The organism is Maribellus comscasis (assembly GCF_009762775.1).
Taxonomy (GTDB): domain Bacteria; phylum Bacteroidota; class Bacteroidia; order Bacteroidales; family Prolixibacteraceae; genus Draconibacterium; species Draconibacterium comscasis.
Genome location: NZ_CP046401.1, coordinates 150706 through 173862 on the forward strand (window position 1 = coordinate 150706; position 23157 = coordinate 173862).

Genomic DNA, 23157 nt, shown 5'->3' on the forward strand with positions numbered 1-23157 from the left:
CAAGCCGAATAGAATAAAAAATTACTGCTTAGTTCAAGTCTCTCCATGTATAAATTCCTTTTCAAATTACAGGAAAGGAAGACAACAAAACTCAGAATTTAGCACATGAACGGTCAGTCTTCAGAATAAATTATAACTAAAATTTTAAAATATTTCTGTGAAAAACTTATTCCAACAAAAACGACAAATAGTTTTAAAACCTGACTAATTTCTTTTTATGCATCTTACCGTTTTCCTTTTGATAAAGAATAAAAATCCCCTGATCTTTTTATTCTTTGGGCTTGTGGGGATTCTCTTTTTACCTCAAGATTTATTGGCTCAACGCGTAGTTGACATAAGTCAATACCCGCCAGAATATTTCGATTCTATTCGGGCAAACGTTTACGATACAACCAATGTCAACTATACTATCAGGGCGTATCGGCTAAGTTCTGAAGATAAAATTGTGATTGATGGAAATCTGGATGAACCAGCCTGGAAAATCGCCGATCGTAAAACGAACTTTATTGAAAAAGATCCCTATCCTTTGATTCCCACAAGCGATGAAACAGAATTTGCAATTTTGTATGACGATGAAAATTTATATGTTGGGGTATGGTGCTGGGATGCAGTGCCTGATAAAATTGTTGCCTACCTGGCTCCCCGGGGCACGTACGGAGCAGACAACCTTCAACTTTTTATTGATAGTTACAACGATGACAGAACCGGGTATAAATTTGTTATTTCGCCTACTGGTGTTCAGGGCGACGAACTTCGTTACGACGATGTAAAACGCGACCGGAACTGGAACGGAATTTGGTATTCAGAAGGAAAAGTCGATGACAAAGGTTGGTATGTTGAAGTAAAAATTCCGTTCTTTAACATGCGATATTCTTCCAGCGAACAGCAAACCTGGGGTTTTAACATTATGCGCACTATGGCCAGGGAGGCATCACGTAGCCAATGGAAACCACATTTACCCGAATGGGAAAACAATACACGCATGTCGCAACTGGGACAAATAGTAGGGATAAAAAATATCAGTTCAGGAAGAACTTTTGAATTACGACCATATGGAACAGTAAGTTCAACAGAAGCCTTAAATGTTTCGCCGTTTAAAACATTAAATTTAGGTGGTGACATCCGCTTTAGCCCAAGCCCCAACCTAACTGCCGATTTTACCTTTAACCCCGACTTTGCACAGGTCGATGCGGATGTTTTTGAAATTAACCTCACACGGTTTCCCACCCGGTTTGCCGAACTTCGGCCATTTTTTACTGAACGGATAAATGTATTTAATACTCCGCTTGAGCTTTTTTACAGTCGCCGAATAGGTGCAAAAGGTGATATTCTGGGCGGAGTAAAAATGACCGGAAAACTAAATCACGGAGTTGAATTTGGAGTTTTAGGAAATGTAACCGGGAAATCGGTGTTTAAAAGTGCGCTGCAAAATTCAGAAAAAGCCACTTTTGGTGTAATGCGGGTGAAGAAAGACATTTTAGGTTCAAGCAATATTGGTATTCTGGCAGCAACAAAAGAAGAAGCAGATAATTACAACCGTATTTTTGGCGTTGACGGCAGTTTTGTTCTCAGCGGAAACGATTTTGTCGATTTTCAGGTTGCCACCGGACAAACCGAAAAACAAACCGAACAAAACATGGCTTACAACCTCATTTACACCAGAACCGGCGATTTAATGGGACTGATTTTAACTGGAGAAAGAATTGAACCCGAGTTTGAAATAAATCGTGTGGGATATATTCAAAAAGAAGCATACCGCGGTTGGGATAATGTAACGGGAACGTACAAGTTAAGTCCGAGAATAAATAAATACAACCTGAGAAGAATAACTGCCAACGCCACTCTTGAATTTGACAGGGATTTATTTACTTCGGAATACATTAACAATGTACTGCAAAATTTTCCTGATTTTGTTCCCGATGTAATGTTTGGATCGGTTACAACAAACGATGAAGGGAATCCGGTAATTTCAGATGGAAGCCGTACTTCAAACAACTACAAAGTTGGAGGCGACCTTACCATAAACATGATCAATGAAATGATTATTGTGGCAGACTACAAACGTTTTACAGCTACCGAACTTACGGGTCAATATTCCGGGAATCTGCTAACGCTGAGTTATTCTACACGCCCGATAAATAAAGGTGCCAGCTTTGCCGGTGTATTTGGCTTTACAAATGACACTTATTACAATTTTAATCAAAAATACGTGGCCCGGCAAAGAAAATTAACACTTGAGGGAGAAGGCCGTTTAACCCGGAATTTTCTTACAACGTTAATTGGAGATTACACTGAAACTTTCACAACAAGCGACCACAAAGACGGACGTTATTTTAAACTTTCCTCCAACTCAACATGGATGTTCACCAAAGATTTTTACCTGAGAGTACATGCCCAGGGAATTCTGGGAACAACATTCTACCAGCAAAAAGAAATTTACAACGAATATTTGCTAAGCTGCCTGATGAGTTGGGAATACCGGCCCGGCAGTTTCCTGTACCTAGCCTACAACGAAGGACGATTTGATCCTTCGGGAAACTCCGGTTGGAGAAACATGAGTTTAAATAATCGCACCATCATTTTAAAAATTTCCTATTTCTTTAGTATTTAGAAAAAAGAAAATCTTTAAAGGTACCCGGAAAACCCCACGGCAAGTCACAAGAAATTGTTTGAATAAATTACCGTAAATAACACCAAACATACGATTCAGTTACAAAATGGAGGTTGGTATAGTTCCCTTTATTTACATAATTTCAACTAAAAAAGTTAAACAACGCGCTATTCCATGGGAAAGAATTAAACTGATTCTTTTTAAAACCAACTTTCCTTTTAGCATCAAAGCGTTATATTTGCCGGAACATTTGCATTAAACTTTGGAAGATAAACGACTCTGGGAACATATAAAATACGGTGATAAAAAGGCACTAAAAAAACTGCACGACAAATATTTCAAACAGATGTGTCTTTATACACAAAAATCTGTAACGGATACAAGTGTTGTAGAAGAATTGGTCTCTGATTGTTTTATAAAACTCTGGGAAAACCGTGCAAAAATCAACATAAATTCATCGGTAAAACACTATATTTTTTTTATACTTCGAAACAGCGTTGTTGATTATTACCGCGAAAAAAGACCAATTACTGAATCAATTGAAAATATACCGGAACCTGCAAACGAAGAGTATTTTGATGAGCAAAAACAGTATGCAAAGCTGTATGATTTAATTCAAAAACTCCCTGATCAACGAAAAAAAATAATTGAACTTGCTGTTTTTGATTCGTTAACATACAACGAAATTGCCAAAAAACTAAACATCACAAAAAACACCGTAAAAACTCAAATCGGGAGAGCTTACCGTTTTTTTAAAGAAAACCTCGATCCTAAAGATTTTTACCTCTTCTATTTTCTCCACACATCTGAGAAAAATATTCTTAGCAAAGAAAAAATATAAATAGTTAAAAAAAATAAATAATTGTGTCACCCTCTTTTTCGCTTTTCCCGTCCTTTTAATAGATAGTAAAAAATAGTTTATTCATAGTTCTGGTTTAGCAATGGGATGGCATAAAAAGCCATCCCGTTAATTCAGCAACTAAAAAAACAGGATGAAAGAACAGGATAAATTTTGGGAACTTTCCACTGGAAAAATATTTAAAGAACTCAACCCAGAAGAGGAAAAAATTTTGAATCAGCTCCTTAAAGAAAAAGAAAATCAAAAAACTTTTGCTGAAATTGAAAAAATTCATCGGGGATTAAAAAAAAGCCTTCCGTTGCAAAGTGCTTCTCAAAGTCGCTCATGGGAAAAAGTCTCCGGGCATTTTAAACTTCGGAAAGTACATTTATTAAAATCGGCACTTAAATATGCAGCCATTTTGATTGTTGCATTTTTGGCTGGTGTATTAATCAAAACCAACTTAACCTCACAACCTACCCCCCTGGTTTATGCGGAATTAAAAGTTCCTCTTGGACAAATGTCGGAAATAACTTTATACGATGGCACCCATGTTTGGCTAAATTCCGGGACCACTTTAAAATATCCGAATTCATTTGGCACAGAAAGCCGTGAGGTATTTCTTAACGGTGAAGCTTTTTTTAATGTTAAACCCAGCGATATACCTTTCAAGGTTAAGCTAAAAAAAAGTGAAATTGAAGTTTTGGGGACTTCGTTTAATGTGGTCTCATACGCAGAAGAACGTTCCAGTCAGATAACATTGATTGAAGGGGCTGTAAGAATTAACAGTGTTACGGGAAAAGAGATTACCCGGATTAAACCCAAAGAACAAATTACGATTCCCGATGAATTAGAAAACATAAAAATTAAAAAAGTTAATACCGATTTCTATACGAGTTGGACCGAAGGAAAAATTGAATTTGACGAAGAACGGCTGTTTGACATTGCTTTCAGATTGGAGCGCTGGTACAATGTGGAAATAAATTTTACAAGTGCAGAAGCTGAAGATTTACGTTTTTCGGGTACGGTGCTAAAAAATAAACCCTTTGACCAAATCATCAAAGCCATCGGAATTCTTTTACCTGTAAAAATAAAATATCAGAATAAACTGGGAGAAAAAGATATAATAACCATTTCAATAAATGATAAGCCTATGTGAATCCAAAAAACCAATAAATAAATCAAAAAAAACGGCGGATATGCCCCACATACCCACCGCTTAGCGATTAAAACAAGTTGTAATAATCATTTAAAACATTCAAATTTATGAAAAAACGATCAAACCGGGCTGTTTTTGAACGGCCTTTAAAAAAACTTTTATTAAAAATGAAATTGACTTTTGCGATATTTCTTCTTGGCCTGGTGAGTGTGAGTGCCTCCACGTATTCACAGAATACCAGATTGGATATCTCATTCAACAATAATAACATCGTCGACTTATTTAAGGAGATTGAAAATAAAAGCGAATTTTACTTCTTTTATCAGCGGGAAGATCTAAAAAAAATAGAAAATGTTTCTGTAAACGTTAAGGATGCAACAGTTATGGAAATCCTTGACCAGGTTCTGAGCGGCACCTCACTGGACTATAAAATTGTTGACCGCTATATAATCGTACGTCAAAAAGAAAGTAATTTTGGTGATGCTATTATTAAAGGCGAACAACAAAAACCTGTTAACGGGACAGTAAAAGACAAAAATGGAGTGCCGCTTCCCGGGGTTACCGTTTTAGAAAAAGGAACCGGCAACGGAACGGTTACAAACACGAACGGAGAATATTCACTTTCAGTAAATGCCAATGATGCCATTCTGTTGTTTTCTTTTGTTGGAATGCAAAGTCAGGAAATTCCAGTTGAAGAGAAGCAGCAGATTGACGTTGTTCTGGAAGAAGGAGTAATCGGTCTTGAAGAAGTAGTTGCCATAGGTTATGGAACCATGAAAAAAAGGGATGTTACCGGGTCTGTTTCTTCAGCAGACGGCAGTGAATTGGTAAAAGTAAACTCATCAAGTGTGAGCACCGCTATTTCAGGTCGTTTGCCCGGATTACATGTTTCACAATCATCAGGAAGCGCAGGAGCGGGATCTGTCCTAAGAATCCGTGGTGTAGGTTCAGTTTATTCAGGTGTTGACCCATTGGTAATTATCGATGGATTCCAGGGCGATATCAACCAGGTATCTCCTAACGATGTCGAAACCATTACCGTGTTAAAAGATGCAGCTTCTGCTTCAATATACGGAGCCAGAGCAGCAAACGGAGTTATTCTTATTACTACAAAAACCGGAAAAAGGAACCAGGAATTGAAGGTAAATGTAAATGTAAAATACGGAACACAACAAGCAACAAATATTCCAAAGTTACTCGACTCGGAAGACTGGTGCAGAAAAATGAATGAATCAACCCTGGCAAGAACAGGAACACAATATTGGGTTGGCGATCAGGCTCCTGAATTGCAAACCACAAATACAGATTGGTTTGATTATATTTTCAGAAGTGCTCCGGTACAGGATTATAACCTGTCGGCAACGGGTGGCTCAAAAAATCTTCAGTACGCTGTAAATATCAACTACTACAATCAGGACGGCATCATGATAGGGGAAAACTATCAGAGAGCAAGTGCCCGAAGTAACATTGAGTTTGTAACAGAAAGATTTAGCGCCGGTCTGAGAACCTATCATTACAAAACCTGGTCAAGCAATCATTCTGCTGATATCAACGGAGCAATGTTTACTCCACCGACAATACCCTTGTACAATGAGGATGGATTACCCGGGACACCGAGGGAAGGTACAGGTGAAGATCAACTCCAAAACAATACCCCGGTAATGTCGTACAACAGTGTCGACAATAGTGCAAAAGCCAATTCAACAACTGTAAATTTATATTCTGAACTAAAACTGTGGGACGGGTTAAAGTTTAAAACCGTATTTAATATTTCCGGTTATGACAGTTACCGGGAAGATTTCCGCCCGGAATGGTTTACCTACCGCCCGGAGGACACCGATCATTCTGCGCCGTACAGGCATCAAAGCCCGGCATCCTTAACTGTTTACGATAATACAAGTTCAATATGGGAATGGCAAAATCTTCTCACTTATGTAAAAGATTACAAAAAACACCATATTGATATTTTGGCAGGTATTTCGGCCCAAAAGTCAGAATCAGCTTATATGAGCGCATACAGAAATACCTTCCCCCGAAATAGTCTTGTTGCTATCAACGCGGGAAGTGAAGACTACAACAACTCCGGCTCTTCAGGTGAAGGATCCCTTTCCTCTCAATTCGGAAGAATTAACTATTCCTTCGACAACAAATACCTGCTTCAAATGAATGTAAGAAGGGACGGCTCTTCCGTTTTTGCGCCTAAAAACCGATGGGGAGTTTTTCCGTCGGCATCTTTTGGATGGAGAATCTCTGAAGAAAGCTTCTTAAAAGATAATTCAGTCATCAGCAATATGAAATTAAGGGCTGGTATTGGTTCGTTGGGAAATTCAAATATTCCATCCTACAAATGGTTAAGTTCGATTTCGTTTGGTGCAGGTTATGTGTTTGGCGAAGAACAGGCGTTAAATTCCGGTGCCACTGTCAGTGGCGCATACAACGAAGATATTACATGGGAAAAGACAACTACAACAAATATTGCCCTCGACTTAGGTTTGTTCAACAATCAGTTTAATATGACTTTGGATGTATTCAAAAGGAAAACAACGGATATGCTTTTAATTCTTCCGCTTCCTTCAACTACCGGTTATAGCAGCGATCCTTATGTGAATATCGGAGGAGTAGACAACTCAGGATGGGAATTCACAGCCCAATACATCAACAGATCGCATGAATTGAAATACGATATTTCGTTCAACATTACGCATGTAAAAAATAAGGTAGTCGACATGGGAGATGTTGCCCCCATCATCGACTTGTACACCAGAACGGAAGAAGGGCAGTCTATAAACTCCTATTACGGTTATGTTGTTGAAGGCATTTATCAGTCGGAGGCAGATATAGCCGCCAGCCCAACGCTTGATGGAGCGCGCCCTGGCGATTTTAAATATAAAGATCTGGATAACAGTGGAACAATTGACGAAGATGACAGAAAATTTCTGGGTAATTCTATCCCTGAATTTTACTATGGGGGAAATGTCAATCTTGAGTGGAAAAATCTGGATATGAGCATTCAGCTTCAGGGTGAGTTTGGTAAAAATATAATGGTGACACCTGAATTCGCAATGGATTTCGGAACACTCTATGATTACACAAATATGTATCAGGAAGTATACGATAACAGATGGACACAAGAGGGAGACGACAGCTATTATCCGGCGATAGGCAGTGGAATCCGGGGAATTAATAATGTTTGTAATACCCGCTGGCTCATGGATGCAAGTTACCTAAGGGTTAAAAACCTGCAAATTGGATATACACTTCCAAATCAACTTCTTACGGGAACACCGATCAATAAAATCAGGGTATTTCTCTCCGGAACAAACCTGTTAACGTTTACTGATTATGTTGGATTTGACCCGGAAATAGGAGTCAGACAAAAGCGATCCGACAGTACCGGATACATTGACATGGTTTACACCCGAGGAGGCTCCAATACTCCCCAGGCTCGAACATTCCAGGCAGGTGTAACGATAACTTTCTAACCTAAAAAATTTGAAACGATGAAGACAAAAATTTTATATTTCGCATTATTTGCTCTGTTGCTACTAAATTCAACCGGGTGCAAAGAGAGTTTTCTCGAAACATTACCCAAGGATCAACTCACAACAGAGACATTTTATAAAAGTGAAGACGATTTTATTCAATCCATAAATGGTGTATACGGAATTAATAACATCTGGCGGCAAAAAATGGAATTTTTTCCGATGGTTGATATCGCTACTCCCGTTGCAACCCGTGGAAGTGGTAGGTTTGGTCAATTCGACTGGGGTGGCAACGGCTATACTCCCGACGGTGTTCCCGGTGATATTCGTGCCTGGTTCAGCTACTGGTGGATAGGTATAGCACGGGCAAATGAAGTGTTGTACCGACTTGAAGAAGTAGAAGATGTATTTACCACTGCCGGGTTAAAAGACCAGATAAAAGGCGAAGCTTTGTTCCTGAGAGCTATTTACTACTTCTATTTAAGTGATATTTGGGGAGGTATGCCTCTTATTACCGAGCCGGTTACAACAGAAACATACTATCCCGAACGTGATACTAAAGCTGCCATTACGGAACAAATGATAAGCGATTTAAAAGAAGCCCAAAATCTCCTGCCTTCTGTTACAAAGTATCGCAGCTCGCCCGCCGAAATGGGAAGGGCCAGTAAGGAAGCTGCACAATCCTTACTCGGTAAAATTTATTGTGCTGAAGAACAATGGGAAAATGCCTCCGCCGAGTTAAAAAAAGTTATCGACTCTAATAATTTTGAGTTAACACCCGGAGCAACCGGTTTTATTGACCAGTTTTGGCCGGAAGGTGAAAATGGCATTGAATCTATTTTTGAGTGGCAATATATGAGCGGAATCGGCGATCAATACGGAAATTCTTTTGTTTCGTACTGCGCCACCGGTGCTGCCGGACTGGATGTTGGAGGAAATGGATGGAATTATATCGAACCAACGGATTATCTGGTTGACTTATACGAAACAAAAAATGGTTACAAAGTAACAAGCACATGGACAGGAAGTGGTGAAAGTCAGGACTATTTTTCATTCTCTTCCGACGACCCTGAGTTTAATCCGGAAGACGCCTTTGCAAACCGCGACCCGCGCTTAAAATGGACCGTTGCATACGAGGGCAATCCCTATGTAGATGAAAAGTGGCCGGAAAATACCTTTACCGCTGCAAGTCCAATGGAATCGAACTACGGTAACCTGAAAATGATTGTTTACGAAGAAGGATTTGCACAAAGTGACATGAACATGGTTGTTTTACGTTTTGCTGATGTATTATTACTTTATGCTGAGGCTCAAATGGAACTAAATAATTTGGATGAAGCAACAAAATATGTAAATAGGGTCCGTAGCAGACCATCCGTTTCAATGCCTGATGTACCGGCTGGTATAGCTGGTTCACAAAGCGACCTGAGACAGTATATCCGCGAAGAACGAATCAGGGAACTGGCAACTGAATACGGCCATGTATTTTACGATATGCGACGTTGGGGAATTTATGTTGACGAAATGGAAAATTACTGGACAGCCAACAAATTTGGACGCGAAAACCCGGCAGTCCAAATTGACGAACACAATGTACTGTGGCCAATTCCAACACAAGAGCTTGACTTAAACCCCAACATGGTTCAGAATCCAGGCTATTAATTCTTATTTAAACAAATTGAAAGACATAACACCCGGTTAAACCGGGTGTTTTCCTTTTATTTCTTTCGACATGAAGCACATCTACCAATTTCTCCTTCTGTTCCTCATTCAAATTACCTTTCTTCCCAACAATCTTTTTGCACAAAATCAACTTCAAAAATTAAAGGTTGCACACAATAACAGATATTTATGTTATGACGACGGAACTCCGTTTTTTTGGCTGGCAGATACGGCATGGGAAATATTCCTAAAACTAAATACAGAAGAAGCATCGCTGTATTTTGAAGACAGAATTTCAAAAGGATTTAATGTAATTCAGTGTACCATTCTCTCTGAAAATGATTTTCATACCATTGATGCAACCAACCAGTATGGACAAAAGCCACTTATAAACGGCGATCCGGAAAAGCCTGATACCATTCCGGGAAAAAATAATGATTACTGGGACTACATAGATAAAATAATTAAACTTGCTGAATCTAAAGGACTTTATATTGGCTTGTTACCAACCTGGGGCGAATATGTCACAACAGAATTTCGCGATGGTATTGTAAATTCAATCTATGATGTTGATAACGCATTTATTTACGGAAAATTTGTTGGAGAGCGTTACAAAAATTATACAAATATAATTTGGATTTTAGGAGGCGATCGTTCGGCTTGCACGAAAGAAGCTAAAGCAATCTGGCGTTCGCTGGCAAAAGGTCTGGCAGTGGGTTTAACAGGAAGTGAGGACTACAGCAAAATGCTGATGACTTTCCATCCGGTAGGGAAACGCCATTCAACAGATGATTTTCCTGATGAAAAATGGATCGATTTCAACGCAATTCAATCCGGGCACGGAACAAATATTTTAAATTGGAAGATGATTCAGAACGATTATAACAACTATAAAAACACGCCTGTAATTGATTTGGAATCAAGCTATCCGTTTCTTGGAGAAAATAACGACAAAGAGAAAACTGATTTTTATGCACGCCGGGCAGCATACTGGTCTGTTTTTTCCGGCAGCTTTGGACATACCTACGGACATCACGGAATTTGGAATTTTGTAAAAGAGAACGAAAACAAAAATATTATCTGGAAAAATGCAATTCAAGCGGTTAGTTCAACTCAAATGGGCTATCTGAAAAATTTGATAAAATCATTTCCTTTTTTTGAGCGTATTCCCGATCAGAATATAATTGCATCAAACCCGGGTTTGGACACAGATCACATCGCTGCAACCCGCGGAAACAACTACGCGCTGATATATATTCCCACTGGCCGGCCGGTAGTAATCAGGATGGGGCATATTAAAGGTGAATCGGTTAAAGCAAAATGGTTTAATCCCGGAAACAACAAATATTCTCAAACCGAAACCAAACCAAATTCCGGATTGATAACATTTTTTCCACCCAATTCCCTCTCTTCTCAACAAGAAACCGACTGGGTATTGATATTGGAGTCAGTGGAAAACTAATACTGCCTTTCTATTTTTTAACTATTTTGAAAAATCATGTTTCTGTCTCAATAAATTAAAAAATGTATTTTAGTAGATGCAACAGCCTAAAACGATAAATACTACAGTATGAAAAGTTTCTTCGCATTCCTGTTATTTGTTGTGATTTTGTTATCCTGTAGCGCAAAACAATCTTCCGAAAGGAAAAAACTGGCCGATAAAATAAACACTACAGCGTCGATTTCCTATACAAAATCCAAAGCTCTTGAAATCATTAAAACCGGATTTAATGCGGGAGACGGGTACAGCGAAGTCTGGATTCGCGACTACAATACATTTATTGAACTGGCTTCGGAAGTATATTCTTCCGAAGATTTAAAAAAAAACTTACTGGTATTCTTCAGAATGCAGGGAGATGACGGAAATATTATCGATGGATTTGTTCCAAAAGAAAAGGCGTATGTTGACTACGATTATATTACTTCTGAACTGGAGTCGCGTTATGTAGGGCATAAAAATACGGTAGAAACCGATCAGGAATCTTCTCTGATTCAGGCTGTTTATAAATATATTAAAGTTACAGGCGATTCATCTGTTCTTTCTGAAAAGATAGGAAACAAAACCGTTCTGGAAAGAATAGATTGGGCCATTGAATTTTTATTAAATCACCGTTTCTCTGAAGAATACGGTTTAATTTGGGGAGCCACAACGGCCGACTGGGGAGATGTGCAGCCCGAACACGGATGGGGTGTTGATATTGATGAAAACACCCACCGAGCCATTGATATCTACGATAATGCCATGTTGTTAATTGCCTTGGACAACCTTTTGGAAATCCAACCTCAAAAAAAGAAAAAATGGGGACAACTAAAAAAAGGACTGACACAAAATTGCAGAAAATATCTATGGGACAAAAACAAACAAAAATTCAAGCCTCATATTTATCTTGACAAATCGCCTTTCTCGGAGGATTTTAACGAAGATGAAATATACTATTTTGGAGGAACTGCCACAGCAATTGAAGCAGGTTTACTTTCAAAAAATGAAATTAAAAGTTCATTAAAACAAATGGTTGCTCTGGTAAAAAAAGCAGGTGCAGCATCCATTGGATTAACACTTTATCCGGCATACCCCGAAGGATTTTTTGCCAACAAAATTATGAATCCGGAATACAGTTATCAAAATGGTGGCGACTGGACCTGGTTTGGTGGAAGAATGATTCAGCAACTGATTAAATACGGTTTTCTTAAAGAAGCCTTCGAACAGTTGGTTCCGATGACCGAAAGGGTGATGAAAAACGATGGTTTTTATGAATGGTACACCATTGATAATCAACCCCGTGGTTCGGGAACATTTAGAGGTTCCGCCGGCGTACTTTTTGTTGCAATTCAATTATTGGAAAAAGAAATCGCGAGAAACTAAAACTTATTTATTCGAAAAAAGACAAATTTTATCCTCTTTAATTTAAATTCTATGAAAAAAATAGTCATTATAATAAGCCTTTTATGTTGTGTTTCAACAATTTTTGGTCAACCAATTCATATAAAAAAGTCATTAATTCGTTCATTCAAACCTGATTTTACATCAGCACCTCAAAGAATAGATTTGGATAACGATGGAGATCCCGATTTGATTAAATCAACTGTTTTTGATACCATTCCTGTTTTCTGGATCGACGATGATGACGACATGCAGTCAAGCGACTGGGAAGGAGATTTAGACAGTGATTGCCTGATAATTGACCGGAACAACGACGGCATTTTTGCCGGCCCCGGCGACATCAGCCTTGACTGGGTGGATAACAATTCCGACGGAGTGGCAGACATGCAGGTGGTAGTGGAAAACAGCAATCCACATATAAAAAATTACTGGGAATGGAGCAGCAATTACATGTGGATTATCGATCCGGAACAAGACGAAACCTTCAATTATGTAAATTGGAAAGAAATGGTATTACGTTGCTGGGAGCATTATGGGGCTGCCAACTTTTACGAAGATTACCACGGACAAACGCTTTTCCAAAAAGCCCACGTTCACAGTTACCGTTTTAGTGATTTGCGTTACAGTTGGGAAAACCCTTTTTTGTTTTACGACACTGATGATGATGGTTTGACTGAAATGGCGATTCGACTGGAAGACAGTTGCGAGTTCAAAAAAGAAAATGAAGACGACGAAATTGATACCTACCCTACCGGTAAAATAGATCATGTTTATATGTCGTTTGATTTGGATAACGACAATGGTCCGTCCAACGAATTTGATTTTGATCTGAGTATCCGGTTTAACGGCGAAGGTTTTTCTTACACCGATCAAATTCACCAGTTTGACAAGATGCGCGGCTTGCCTGCTGCCGATTCATTATTTTATGATGTTCGCTGGCGAAAAATGAACGAACTGGTTTATACCGACCACGACTCAGCCTGGAACAAGGTTTACAATGAAGGAATATGGGAACAATGTTGGTTTACATTTGATGAAGACGACGATTGTGAACGATGGGAACGCGTTGAATTTTATCAGCCGGGAAATCCCTTTAAAATCGGAATGCAAAAAGGAGGAATCGATAATAATCCGCAAGCCGATGCCACTGGCGACCGCGGAGAATGGGATACAGATAATTCGGGTCAGGGGAAACTATATATCGGATTTGATAACCGGATTCATTTATACGGTGCGGAAAACGGATACTGGAGAATCGACCAGGATGCTGATTCATATCAGGGATGGGGAGGATTATATGCAGGCCAATACAAAAGAGACCAGAAAATACCAGAAAAATTTGCTACCGTTGGATACGAAGATACCGACAATGACGGATTTCTTGACTTTGTAAAATATGATTTGAATGGCGATACTATTTTTGAAAAATCATTCAACTTAAATGAACTGGGAGTAAAAACTTCATTTGAGATTTATAACCCGGCGGAAGCCAAACCCGAAAATCTAAATCAACTTTTTGAAAAGGCAGCCAGCCAAATGTGGCAACAGGCTGAATTGGCAATCGAAGCAGCCAGGGTTTCCAATATTAATTATAAATGGTACGCCCAACTGATGCACCCAAAAAGTTTAAACGAGAAATACCGGTTTGGTTACTGGTTGCAGTTCTACATTTTCACCGATTTATATAATCGCGCCGAGGAAACCAACAACAAGCAACTCAGAAACAAAACCTTAAAAGCTTATTTCGGACAAAATTGGGAAAGTTTTAATAAGTAAAAAACATGAAACGACGAGACTTTATACATACAGCGCAATTAGGCAGTTTTGGAATTTTACTTTCACCCTTGCCGGCTATGTCAACGTTTTCTCAAAATAAAGAGACTACGCGGATTGTTCTAAAACAATTAAATTTTAAGTCTCCCGAACTTCCCGACGGACAGAGAATCCCATTTGGATGGTCGGCTGCCGGTTTGCTTCCAGGTGATTCTGTTATTGTAAAGCCGGATAAAAAAATACCTGACGGAAACTTGTGGTTCCGGGTTTCAGTAGCACAGGAAATCTGGGATAAAAAACAGCTTCACCTCCAACTTGCCAATTCCAAAGAAAAACTCGGAACGGTTGACATTCAGTTTTCCTCTGTTCTTGTTCCGTATGAAGTAAAAATCAATAAAAAATATATTCCTGAGATAAACAGGCAGGGAATAAAAATTACCCTCGAGAGCCCTACTCCGTTTTGGTATTTTAACCAACCCGACTCAAAAGTGAACAACGCAGCTTTTCTGCCTCATTTGCTTTCTTCACAAAACAATACAGGAACCATTGACGACTTTTTAAACTGTTTTCTTTCAATAAATTCGACTCAGGCTTTTGGCTGGCGCGAAGGTACCGTACTCGATGGATTATGGCAGATTTTCAGCAAAAAAAATAATAAAAGGGCGTTCAAAGCAATTCAGCAACATTTCGATTTATATTTTGATAAAAAGCAAAACCTGGTATACGAAAACGCCCGAAGTAAACCCAACGACAACCGTGTTAATGGTATTGAATCAACAATTCCATTTGCTACTTTGGCCCGTTTGCATCCGGAACACCCAATTTTAAAAACGGTTGTAAAAGGGTGGCAGGAAATGAAAAAAGAAAACGGAATGGTCATCGATGGAACGATGGTTTCGGCCGAAGGTTGTTACACCGTCGCCTATCCGATGGCCGTAATTGGAAAAATCTGGCAGGATAAAGCCTTAAAGGAAAATGCATTGGAACAATTAAAACACCGGTATGTATTGATAAATGATAATAAACTGAATTTGCGATACTACACCGAAGGAAGATACACTTACCCCAATTGGGCACGGGGTGCAGCCTGGACACTGCTGGGATTTTCACGCACAATATCAGAACTGATGGATGAAATGAAAGTGGACGAAATTATCGATAAATTTGAAGATGCTGTAAAAATTGCTGTTTCCATGCAACGCAAAGACGGACTATGGAACTGTTTTATGCACGAGCCAAACAGCTTGCCCGACACCTCAGGCTCTGCAGGAATTTCCGCGGCAATTCTCACCGGAATAAACAACGGATTTTTATCTGAATCATACCGCTCAATTGCTGAAGGATGCTGGAGTGCCCTTGAGAACTACATTACTCCCGATGGTTTTCTTAAAGGTGTTGCTCAGGATAATCGCGGTGGTGTGGAACTCCAGCAAAGCGATTACCGGGTAATTGCGCAGATGGGAATGGGCATGATGGCACAGTTGTATGCAGAACGATAAGAATTAATTAGCCCCCACTGGTTTCCCCTTTTGCCTCCTGAAAAATTATGTTATTCAACAATATTTTATTTTTAAACGAAAGTAAATTAACTTTCATTTGAAAATAATTTATAATTTTGAAACAAATCAATATACAACTAACCATGATTTTTAATATTCAGCGATTTTCTACCCACGACGGGAATGGCATCCGGACTGTCATCTTTTATAAAGGTTGTCCGCTGAGTTGCTGGTGGTGTAGTAATCCTGAAAGTCTGTCCTTTGATTACAGCGTTTTGTATAACAAAAAATTCTGCAAAAATTTTGGTGATTGTATTCTGACGGAAAAAAAAGCCATTTCAAAAACAAAGGATGGAATTCAGATCAACCGCGATTTAATCGAAAATCCTGAAAAACTTAAAAACACCTGCCTTTCAAAAGCGCTAACCATTTCAGGCAAAAACAAAACAGCAGCCGAAATTCTTGTTGAAATAGAAAAAGACATTCTTTTTTTCGGTAAAAATGGCGGTGTAACGCTTTCCGGAGGTGAACCATTTGCACAGGGAGAAAATTTGACCACTCTTTTACAATTACTGAAAGAGAAAAAAATTAATGTGAATGTAGAAACCACATTGTATGTAAAATGGGACAAAATAGAGCGACATCTGACTCTGGTTGACACATTTTTAGCAGACTTAAAGCACACAAACAAAGAAAAATTTAAAAAATACACGGGAGGTAATGTTTCTCTGGTAATGACCAACATGTTAAAACTGGACAACTCAGGAGCAAAATACATTATCCGTATTCCGGTAATTCCAGGCTTTAATCATTCAGAAAAAGAAATGACCGAGATGATAGATTTTGCTTCATCGTTAAAAAATGCCAGGGAGATAGACTTTCTGCCTTATCACACTTTTGGTATAGAAAAATACAAGATGCTTGGCATTCCATATTTAATGGGAAATACAAAAAATACAGAAGATGACGAACTGGAACCATATATGAAATACGCAGAATCAAAAGGGTTTCGGACAAAAATTGGAGGTTGAAATGCAAACAGAAATTAAATCAACTCAGGTAACCCAAAGAATTGCAAATCTTCGCGAAAAAGTGATGAGCATAAAACCATCGGTTTGTACCGAACGGGCAAAGTTTTACACCCAGGTTTATCAGGATAACGAAGACCAGCCGGTAATAATTAAACGCGCGTTGGCTTTAGAGAAAACGCTAAAAGAAATGACAATTTTTATCGACGACGGAGAGTTGATTGTGGGAAATCAGTCGTCGCAACACCGCGCAGCTCCCATTTTCCCGGAATATGCTGTCGACTGGCTTCCAAACGAAATGGATGAACTGGACAAACGTCCGGGCGATGCATTTTTTATCACAGATGAACATAAAAAGGAACTAAACGAAATTGCAAAGTGGTGGAAAGGGAAAGTACTTTGGGACCGGGGACGTGCACTCATGTCGCAGGAATTACGCGATTTGCAGGATTCAGCCATCATAAAAGCGACGGGAAACCTTACTTCGGGCGATGCACACATTGCAGTTGACTTCTACAAAATACTAAAGATAGGATTAAAAGGCTATCTTGAAGAAATAAGACATTATCATAAAAAAACAGACCGTACAAAATTGGAAGGTGTTAAAAAAGATCATTTTTATAATGCTCTTACAATTTCAATAAAAGCCTTTCAGTCATTTATAAAAAGATACCACTATTTAGCCACTTCCATGTTTTTGCTTGAGGCAGATGAAAAAAAATCAGAAGAGCTAAAAAAGATAGCGGAAAACTGTGCTGTCATTGCAGAAAATCCACCAACAGATTTTTATCAGGCATTACAGCTTACCTATTTTGTGCAGTTGGTCTTACAAATTGAAAGTAACGGGCACAGTGTATCACTGGGACGAATGGATCAATACCTGTTCCCTTTCTATTACCACGATAAAATGACCGGGAAGATTACTGAAGAATTTACTTCGGAACTGTTGGAAAATACCTGGATAAAATTGCTGTCAATCAATAAAATACGCCCCTGGTCGCACACCCGTTTTTCTGCGGGTGGCCCGCTTTACCAGAATGTAACCATCGGCGGGCAAACAACTGAAGGAAAGGATGCTGTTAACGAACTTAGCTTTTTGATTCTTGACTCGGTTGGAAAAATGAAACTAACCCAGCCCAACCTTTCGGTTCGTTTTCATAAGAATATCAACCAGACATTTATGATGGAATGCATGCGGATCATTGAAAAAGGTTTTGGTATGCCTTCCTTTAACAACGATGAAATTGTGATTCCCGGTCTTCTAAATCTCGGTGTTGAAGAAGAAGATGCCATGAATTACTCCGCAATTGGATGTATTGAAATTGCTGTTCCCGGCAAATGGGGTTACCGTTGCACCGGCATGAGTTTTTTAAATTTCATGCGCGTTTTCCTGGCTTCAATGTATGATGGTCTGGATCAACAAACCGGAAAAACCTTCTGTAAGGGAACCGGAAATTTTCTGGATTTTGAAACATTCGATGACCTCTATAAAGCCTGGCAACACCAGGTAAAGTTTTACGCAAAAAAAACGATAGAAATTGATACTGCTGTGGATACAGCGCTGGAAGAAAATGTGCCGGATATTTTGTGCTCGGCCTTTGTTGACCGTTGTATACCGCGTGGAAAAACAATTAAGGAAGGTGGCTCGAAATACGATTTTGTTTCGGGATTACAGGTAGGAATTGCCAACCTTGGAAATTCGCTGGCGGCCATCAAAAAACTGGTTTTTGAAGAAAAACGAATTTCAAAAGAACAATTATTACATGCCATTGAAACCAACTTTGAAGGTATTGAAGGAGAAAAGACACGACAACTTCTGTTAAATTTTGCACCCAAATACGGAAACGACGACGATTATGTAGATATTTTACTTAAAGATGCTTACCTCGAATTTATTGAAGAAATTGAAAAATACCATACCACGCGCTACAACCGGGGCCCGATTGGATGTCGTTATTATGCGGGCACATCAAGTATTTCGGCGAATGTTCCAAACGGTGCAGTTGTTCCGGCAACACCCGACGGAAGAAAAGCGTTTACACCGGTAGCTGAAGGAAGCTCGCCCTCGTCAGGAACCGATATTCTCGGACCAACAGCAGTTTTTAAATCGGTAGCGAAACTTCCGACTGAAAAAATTATGGGAGGTGTATTGTTAAATCAGAAATTATCTCCGACAACTATCCAAAAAGATACTGACAAAGAAAAATTGATTTCGGTAATCAGAACTTTTTTTACCGATTTAAAAGGATGGCATGTGCAGTATAATATTGTTTCCAGGGAAACACTTGTGGCAGCCAAAAAGAATCCTGAAAAATACCGCGACCTGATTGTACGTGTAGCGGGGTATTCTGCATTTTTTACTACATTATCACCGGATACTCAAGATGATATAATCGCACGCACTGAACATTCACTAAACTTTTAAACCAATGGAAAAACTACTTTGCGGAGTTGATATTGGCGGCACAAAATGCGCCATCGCCCTGGTAAACACCGAAGGAAAGATTATCGACAAAATCAATACTTGCGCACATGTCAATTTAAATGAAGACGGTCTTGTAAAACTCGTAGCCGAACAAATCAAAGAACTCATTCAGCGAAACCAACTTCAGGAAACCGACTTGCAGGGAATCGGAATGGGCTGCGCGGGACATATTCGTTTTCGCGACGGTGTAATTATTACCACTTCCAATCTGAAAGGATTTAAAAATTACCCCTTACGCGACGCGATGCAGAAGTATTTTAAAATCCCGGTAATTTTGGACAACGATGCCAATGCGCAGGCTTTTGGAGCTTATAAATTTGGTGCCGGAAAAGGATACGACGATATGGTTTTCCTGACAATTAGCACTGGAATTGGCGCCGGAATTGTTATTAATAAAAAACTGTTCCGCGGAGCCACCGGCACAGCAGGTGAGGTTGGGCATACTATTGTGGAGCCACACACTGAACTTACCTGCACTTGCGGAAACAAAGGTTGCCTTATGGCCATGGCTTGTGGAATGGCACTGCCCTTTCTTTATCAGAAAAAGATTAAGGAAGGGAAAAAAAGCAAACTCAATATTCCTCCCCATTTTGACATTTCAAAGTTAAGCGGACAATACCTGAAGAAAGGCCTGGATATGGACGATCCGGTTTCAAAAGAAATAATTTCAGATAGTGCATATTACGTAGGTTTGGGAATTTATAATATTTTTCAGACATTAAATCCACCACTTATTGTTCTGGGGGGAGGATTGACTAATTGGGGCGACTTTTATCTTGGCAAAATAAAAGCAACGTTCTATGAATTGGCCCGCGATATGATTTTTGATCCGATAAAAATAGTTATTTCCAACATTGGTGCCGACGCAGGTGTAATTGGCGCGGCTGCATTAACACTAGAATAAATGCTTAACGAACGACAAAACAGAATACTAAAAATACTGGGGAAAAATGACCAGACTTCGGTAAATGAACTGACTGAAAGACTAAAAGTCTCATCGGTTACTATCCGGCAGGATTTAAATTACCTGGAGGCTGAAGGTTTGTTAAAACGCGTGCACGGTGGTGCCGTTTTAAAAGACGCCGACGATTTAACCAACCGGCTGGGAGTAAACTACGAGAAAAAACTTCGGATTGCCAAAAAAGTTGCTTCTTATGTAAACGAAGGTGAAACGATTTTAATTGAATCAGGCTCTGTAAATGTACTGCTGGCGCGTGAACTTCTAAAAATAAAAAGAGTAACCATAATAACCACCAATGTTTATATTGCTCGTCAATTTCGTAAAAATGAACAAGCCAATATAATTATATTGGGCGGGGTTTACCAACACGACAGTGAAACCCTTGTTGGAAAAATTACAAAAGCATGTATCGATCAAATAAATATTGATAAAGCATTTATTGGAATTGATGGTTATACCAATGAGGCAGGTTTCACCATTCGCGATCTGTTCAGGGCTGAGATTTCGAGTTATATCATTCAAAAAGCCAAAGATGTTTTTATTGTTTCCGATTCAAGCAAATTTGGTCAAACCGAACTAACCAATATCTGTTTTCCAAAAGATATTCAACATGTTGCCACAAACCATGAACTGGACTCTTCGTTTCACAAAGAATTAAAAAATGCCGGTGTAGATATGATTTTAGCCTAAAAAAGAATCAATGCCACCCGGTAAATAAAAAAATGCTAAATCGTTTCAATTTCATCTGAAAACAATATTATTTTTTGGTTCTGTAATAATTTTGATGGTTCATTTTACAAAAAGTAATTTAAATTTGGTCTCTTTTAACATTTCAAAAGCCATATTACAAATTGAAGATTCAGGATGAAAAGGATGTAGATAAATTGGTCAAGGCCTTAAAGAATGGTGCTCCCACTGCCTTTGATGAGCTTTTCTCCATATACGGGAACAGGCTTTATGGCTTTGTTTTCGGTTATTTAAAAATGAAAGAAGAAGCCGAAGAAATTGTGCAGGAAGTATTTCTGACGGTATGGCGAACGCGAAAAAATCTAAAACCTGAATTATCTTTTAAAGCCTATCTTTTCAAAATTGCATACCACCAGATACTTGAGCATTTTGAACGCACTACAAAGCAGCAGGAATACAAACATCACATTATTGACGAAGCTGTTGATTTTACAAATGATGTGGACGAACGACTTAATTACCAGATGCTGCTTGATAAAGTAGAAACTGTTATCAACCAACTTCCCCCGAGGCAGAAAGAAATATTGATTAAAAAGAAAAAAGAAGGTCTTTCCCTAAAGGAAATTGCCAGACAATTAAAAATCTCGCCAAAAACTGTTGAAAATCATTTAAGCGAAGCACTTAAAAATATAAAAAAAGAACTTGGCATAGAGAATATTTCAGCAATATTGCTTTTTATCCTGAACTAATTTTTTTTTGCCATCAGAGAAAAAATGTCTCGCCACAGCAATTTCAAAATACCAATAAAAAACTCACAATCAACAAATTAACAAAAATCATTTTCATTTAAAAGAATTCAGAAAACAGCTACTCATTGTCAATATTACTCCTGTTAACTTCACAAAAAGTTACATTTTTTCACATTTTTTTTCTTTTTGACTAGGGGATTTTCAATCATCTGCCCTATTACATCTTATAAATGATAAAACGAACAAATGGATTTTAATCCTGAAATATTACATCGTTACTTTAAAGGAACCTATTCAAAAAAAGATTACAGAAATGTAAAAACTGTTTTTGAGGATAAATCCTACAGACCAAAACTTAAGGAACATCTTGAAGAACATTGGAACAGCTATTTTAACGAGCCTTTGCCCGAAAATAACATCGACCACCTGTTATACAAGTTACAAAAACAAATTCAGCAGGAAGAAAAAACAGAGCAAAAGAGCAGATTCACAACTGTCTTTCAACGCATTGCAGCCATCCTTGTCATTCCGCTGGCGCTTTCTGTTTTAACTTTGTTATATCTTCAGAGAGACAAAAATGGCGCAGATACCGCTTATGCAGAAATTCGGTGCCCCTTGGGTGTTCGTACAAAATTTGAGTTACCCGACGGCTCAACAGGTTTTCTTAATAGTGGTTCAAATTTAAGATTTCCGGTCTCGTTTTCCGGAGAACGACACGTTTCGATAGCAGGCGAAGCTTTTTTTAATGTTGTTCCCGACCAATCACATCCCTTTATTGTTCACACACAAAACTTAAATATTAAAGTTTTAGGAACAAAGTTTAACGTTATTGCTTATAAAGAAGATGAAAAAGAAGAGGTGATTCTAAACAGCGGCAGAGTAGAAATTCTGTCTCCTGAAGGGAAGATATACGACACGTTAAAACCAAACCAGATTTTTACGCTAAATACGCAAAACAAAGCTGGGCAAAAAAACAATGTAGAGGCGCTGCAATATATTGGATGGACAGAAGGAAAACTGATATTCCGCCATGAAAAAATGAAGCAGGTTTCAGAAAGACTGGGGCGGTGGTACAATGCAGAAATTGTAATAGAGGATCCGGAAATCCTTGAGTATGTTCTTCGGGCTACCTTTATCGACGAACCGCTTGATGAGGTTTTAAAATTACTAAGCCTCACAGCACCAATAACATTCGAAGAAAAGCCTCGCGAAACAACACTCGACAACACCTATAAAAAGAGAAAAGTAATATTAAAACTCGATAAAAAAAGGCAGTCTGCCTTTAAATAAAAAAAGCAAAAGAGTGCCGCAAACACTCTCTTGCAAAATTTAAGCAGTGTAG

The 23157-nt window shown here is 38.7% G+C and carries 15 protein-coding genes; all 15 read left to right on the forward strand.

What is annotated here, in order from left to right; genetic code table 11:
* The first annotated feature begins 217 nt into the window (after positions 1-217).
* The 15 genes from GM418_RS00665 to GM418_RS00735 all read left to right on the forward strand — a co-directional run bounded on the left by GM418_RS00665 (position 218) and on the right by GM418_RS00735 (position 23105).
* Entirely contained in the window at positions 218-2611 is a 2394-nt protein-coding gene (locus GM418_RS00665) for a carbohydrate binding family 9 domain-containing protein (protein WP_158862172.1), read from the forward strand.
* A gap of 262 nt (positions 2612-2873) precedes the next feature.
* Positions 2874-3452 carry an RNA polymerase sigma factor gene (locus GM418_RS00670; protein ID WP_158862173.1) on the forward strand — a complete coding sequence of 193 codons (579 nt, stop codon included), beginning with the start codon at positions 2874-2876 and terminating at the stop codon, positions 3450-3452.
* A 151-nt stretch (positions 3453-3603) separates the two neighbouring features.
* Complete coding sequence (locus GM418_RS00675) at positions 3604-4608, forward strand: FecR family protein (protein ID WP_158862174.1); 1005 nt, start codon at positions 3604-3606, stop codon at positions 4606-4608.
* A gap of 107 nt (positions 4609-4715) precedes the next feature.
* Entirely contained in the window at positions 4716-8090 is a 3375-nt protein-coding gene (locus GM418_RS00680) for a TonB-dependent receptor (RefSeq protein ID WP_158862175.1), read from the forward strand.
* Between the two features lie 18 nt (positions 8091-8108).
* Positions 8109-9752 (forward strand): RagB/SusD family nutrient uptake outer membrane protein, encoded by a 1644-nt coding sequence (locus tag GM418_RS00685; RefSeq protein WP_158862177.1) that lies wholly within the window; start codon positions 8109-8111, stop codon positions 9750-9752.
* Between the two features lie 70 nt (positions 9753-9822).
* A complete protein-coding gene (locus tag GM418_RS00690) occupies positions 9823-11214 on the forward strand; it encodes a glycoside hydrolase family 140 protein (RefSeq protein WP_158862179.1) in 1392 nt (463 codons plus the stop codon).
* A gap of 108 nt (positions 11215-11322) precedes the next feature.
* Positions 11323-12615: a GH36-type glycosyl hydrolase domain-containing protein gene (locus GM418_RS00695; protein WP_158862181.1), complete on the forward strand. Its 1293-nt coding sequence runs from the start codon at positions 11323-11325 to the stop codon at positions 12613-12615.
* Positions 12616-12666: 51 nt separating this feature from the next.
* A complete protein-coding gene (locus tag GM418_RS00700; RefSeq protein ID WP_158862183.1) occupies positions 12667-14409 on the forward strand; it encodes a hypothetical protein in 1743 nt (580 codons plus the stop codon).
* A gap of 5 nt (positions 14410-14414) precedes the next feature.
* Positions 14415-15905 (forward strand): glycoside hydrolase family 88 protein, encoded by a 1491-nt coding sequence (locus GM418_RS00705; RefSeq protein WP_158862185.1) that lies wholly within the window; start codon positions 14415-14417, stop codon positions 15903-15905.
* A 116-nt stretch (positions 15906-16021) separates the two neighbouring features.
* Complete coding sequence (locus GM418_RS00710) at positions 16022-16936, forward strand: glycyl-radical enzyme activating protein (protein ID WP_158862187.1); 915 nt, start codon at positions 16022-16024, stop codon at positions 16934-16936.
* A gap of 1 nt (position 16937) precedes the next feature.
* On the forward strand, positions 16938-19358 hold the full coding sequence (locus GM418_RS00715; RefSeq protein ID WP_158862189.1) for a glycyl radical protein: 2421 nt from the start codon (positions 16938-16940) through the stop codon (positions 19356-19358).
* A gap of 4 nt (positions 19359-19362) precedes the next feature.
* Positions 19363-20322 carry an ROK family protein gene (locus tag GM418_RS00720; RefSeq protein WP_158862191.1) on the forward strand — a complete coding sequence of 320 codons (960 nt, stop codon included), beginning with the start codon at positions 19363-19365 and terminating at the stop codon, positions 20320-20322.
* Positions 20323-21069, forward strand: a complete 747-nt coding sequence (locus GM418_RS00725) for a DeoR/GlpR family DNA-binding transcription regulator (protein ID WP_158862193.1) — start codon at positions 20323-20325, stop codon at positions 21067-21069.
* A 161-nt stretch (positions 21070-21230) separates the two neighbouring features.
* A complete protein-coding gene (locus GM418_RS00730; RefSeq protein WP_158862195.1) occupies positions 21231-21815 on the forward strand; it encodes an RNA polymerase sigma factor in 585 nt (194 codons plus the stop codon).
* Positions 21816-22061: 246 nt separating this feature from the next.
* Positions 22062-23105 carry a FecR family protein gene (locus GM418_RS00735; protein WP_158862197.1) on the forward strand — a complete coding sequence of 348 codons (1044 nt, stop codon included), beginning with the start codon at positions 22062-22064 and terminating at the stop codon, positions 23103-23105.
* Positions 23106-23157 lie beyond the last annotated feature (52 nt).

Excerpts from the sequence above, each read along its gene's own strand:
- GM418_RS00665 (WP_158862172.1), top strand. The coding sequence starts at position 218 with ATGCATCTTACCGTTTTCCTTTTGATAAAGAATAAAAATCCCCTGATC.
- GM418_RS00675 (WP_158862174.1), top strand. The coding sequence starts at position 3,604 with ATGAAAGAACAGGATAAATTTTGGGAACTTTCCACTGGAAAAATATTT.
- GM418_RS00680 (WP_158862175.1), top strand. The coding sequence starts at position 4,716 with ATGAAAAAACGATCAAACCGGGCTGTTTTTGAACGGCCTTTAAAAAAA.
- GM418_RS00685 (WP_158862177.1), top strand. The coding sequence starts at position 8,109 with ATGAAGACAAAAATTTTATATTTCGCATTATTTGCTCTGTTGCTACTA.
- GM418_RS00690 (WP_158862179.1), top strand. The coding sequence starts at position 9,823 with ATGAAGCACATCTACCAATTTCTCCTTCTGTTCCTCATTCAAATTACC.
- GM418_RS00695 (WP_158862181.1), top strand. The coding sequence starts at position 11,323 with ATGAAAAGTTTCTTCGCATTCCTGTTATTTGTTGTGATTTTGTTATCC.
- GM418_RS00700 (WP_158862183.1), top strand. The coding sequence starts at position 12,667 with ATGAAAAAAATAGTCATTATAATAAGCCTTTTATGTTGTGTTTCAACA.
- GM418_RS00705 (WP_158862185.1), top strand. The coding sequence starts at position 14,415 with ATGAAACGACGAGACTTTATACATACAGCGCAATTAGGCAGTTTTGGA.
- GM418_RS00715 (WP_158862189.1), top strand. The coding sequence starts at position 16,938 with ATGCAAACAGAAATTAAATCAACTCAGGTAACCCAAAGAATTGCAAAT.
- GM418_RS00720 (WP_158862191.1), top strand. The coding sequence starts at position 19,363 with ATGGAAAAACTACTTTGCGGAGTTGATATTGGCGGCACAAAATGCGCC.
- GM418_RS00725 (WP_158862193.1), top strand. The coding sequence starts at position 20,323 with ATGCTTAACGAACGACAAAACAGAATACTAAAAATACTGGGGAAAAAT.
- GM418_RS00735 (WP_158862197.1), top strand. The coding sequence starts at position 22,062 with ATGGATTTTAATCCTGAAATATTACATCGTTACTTTAAAGGAACCTAT.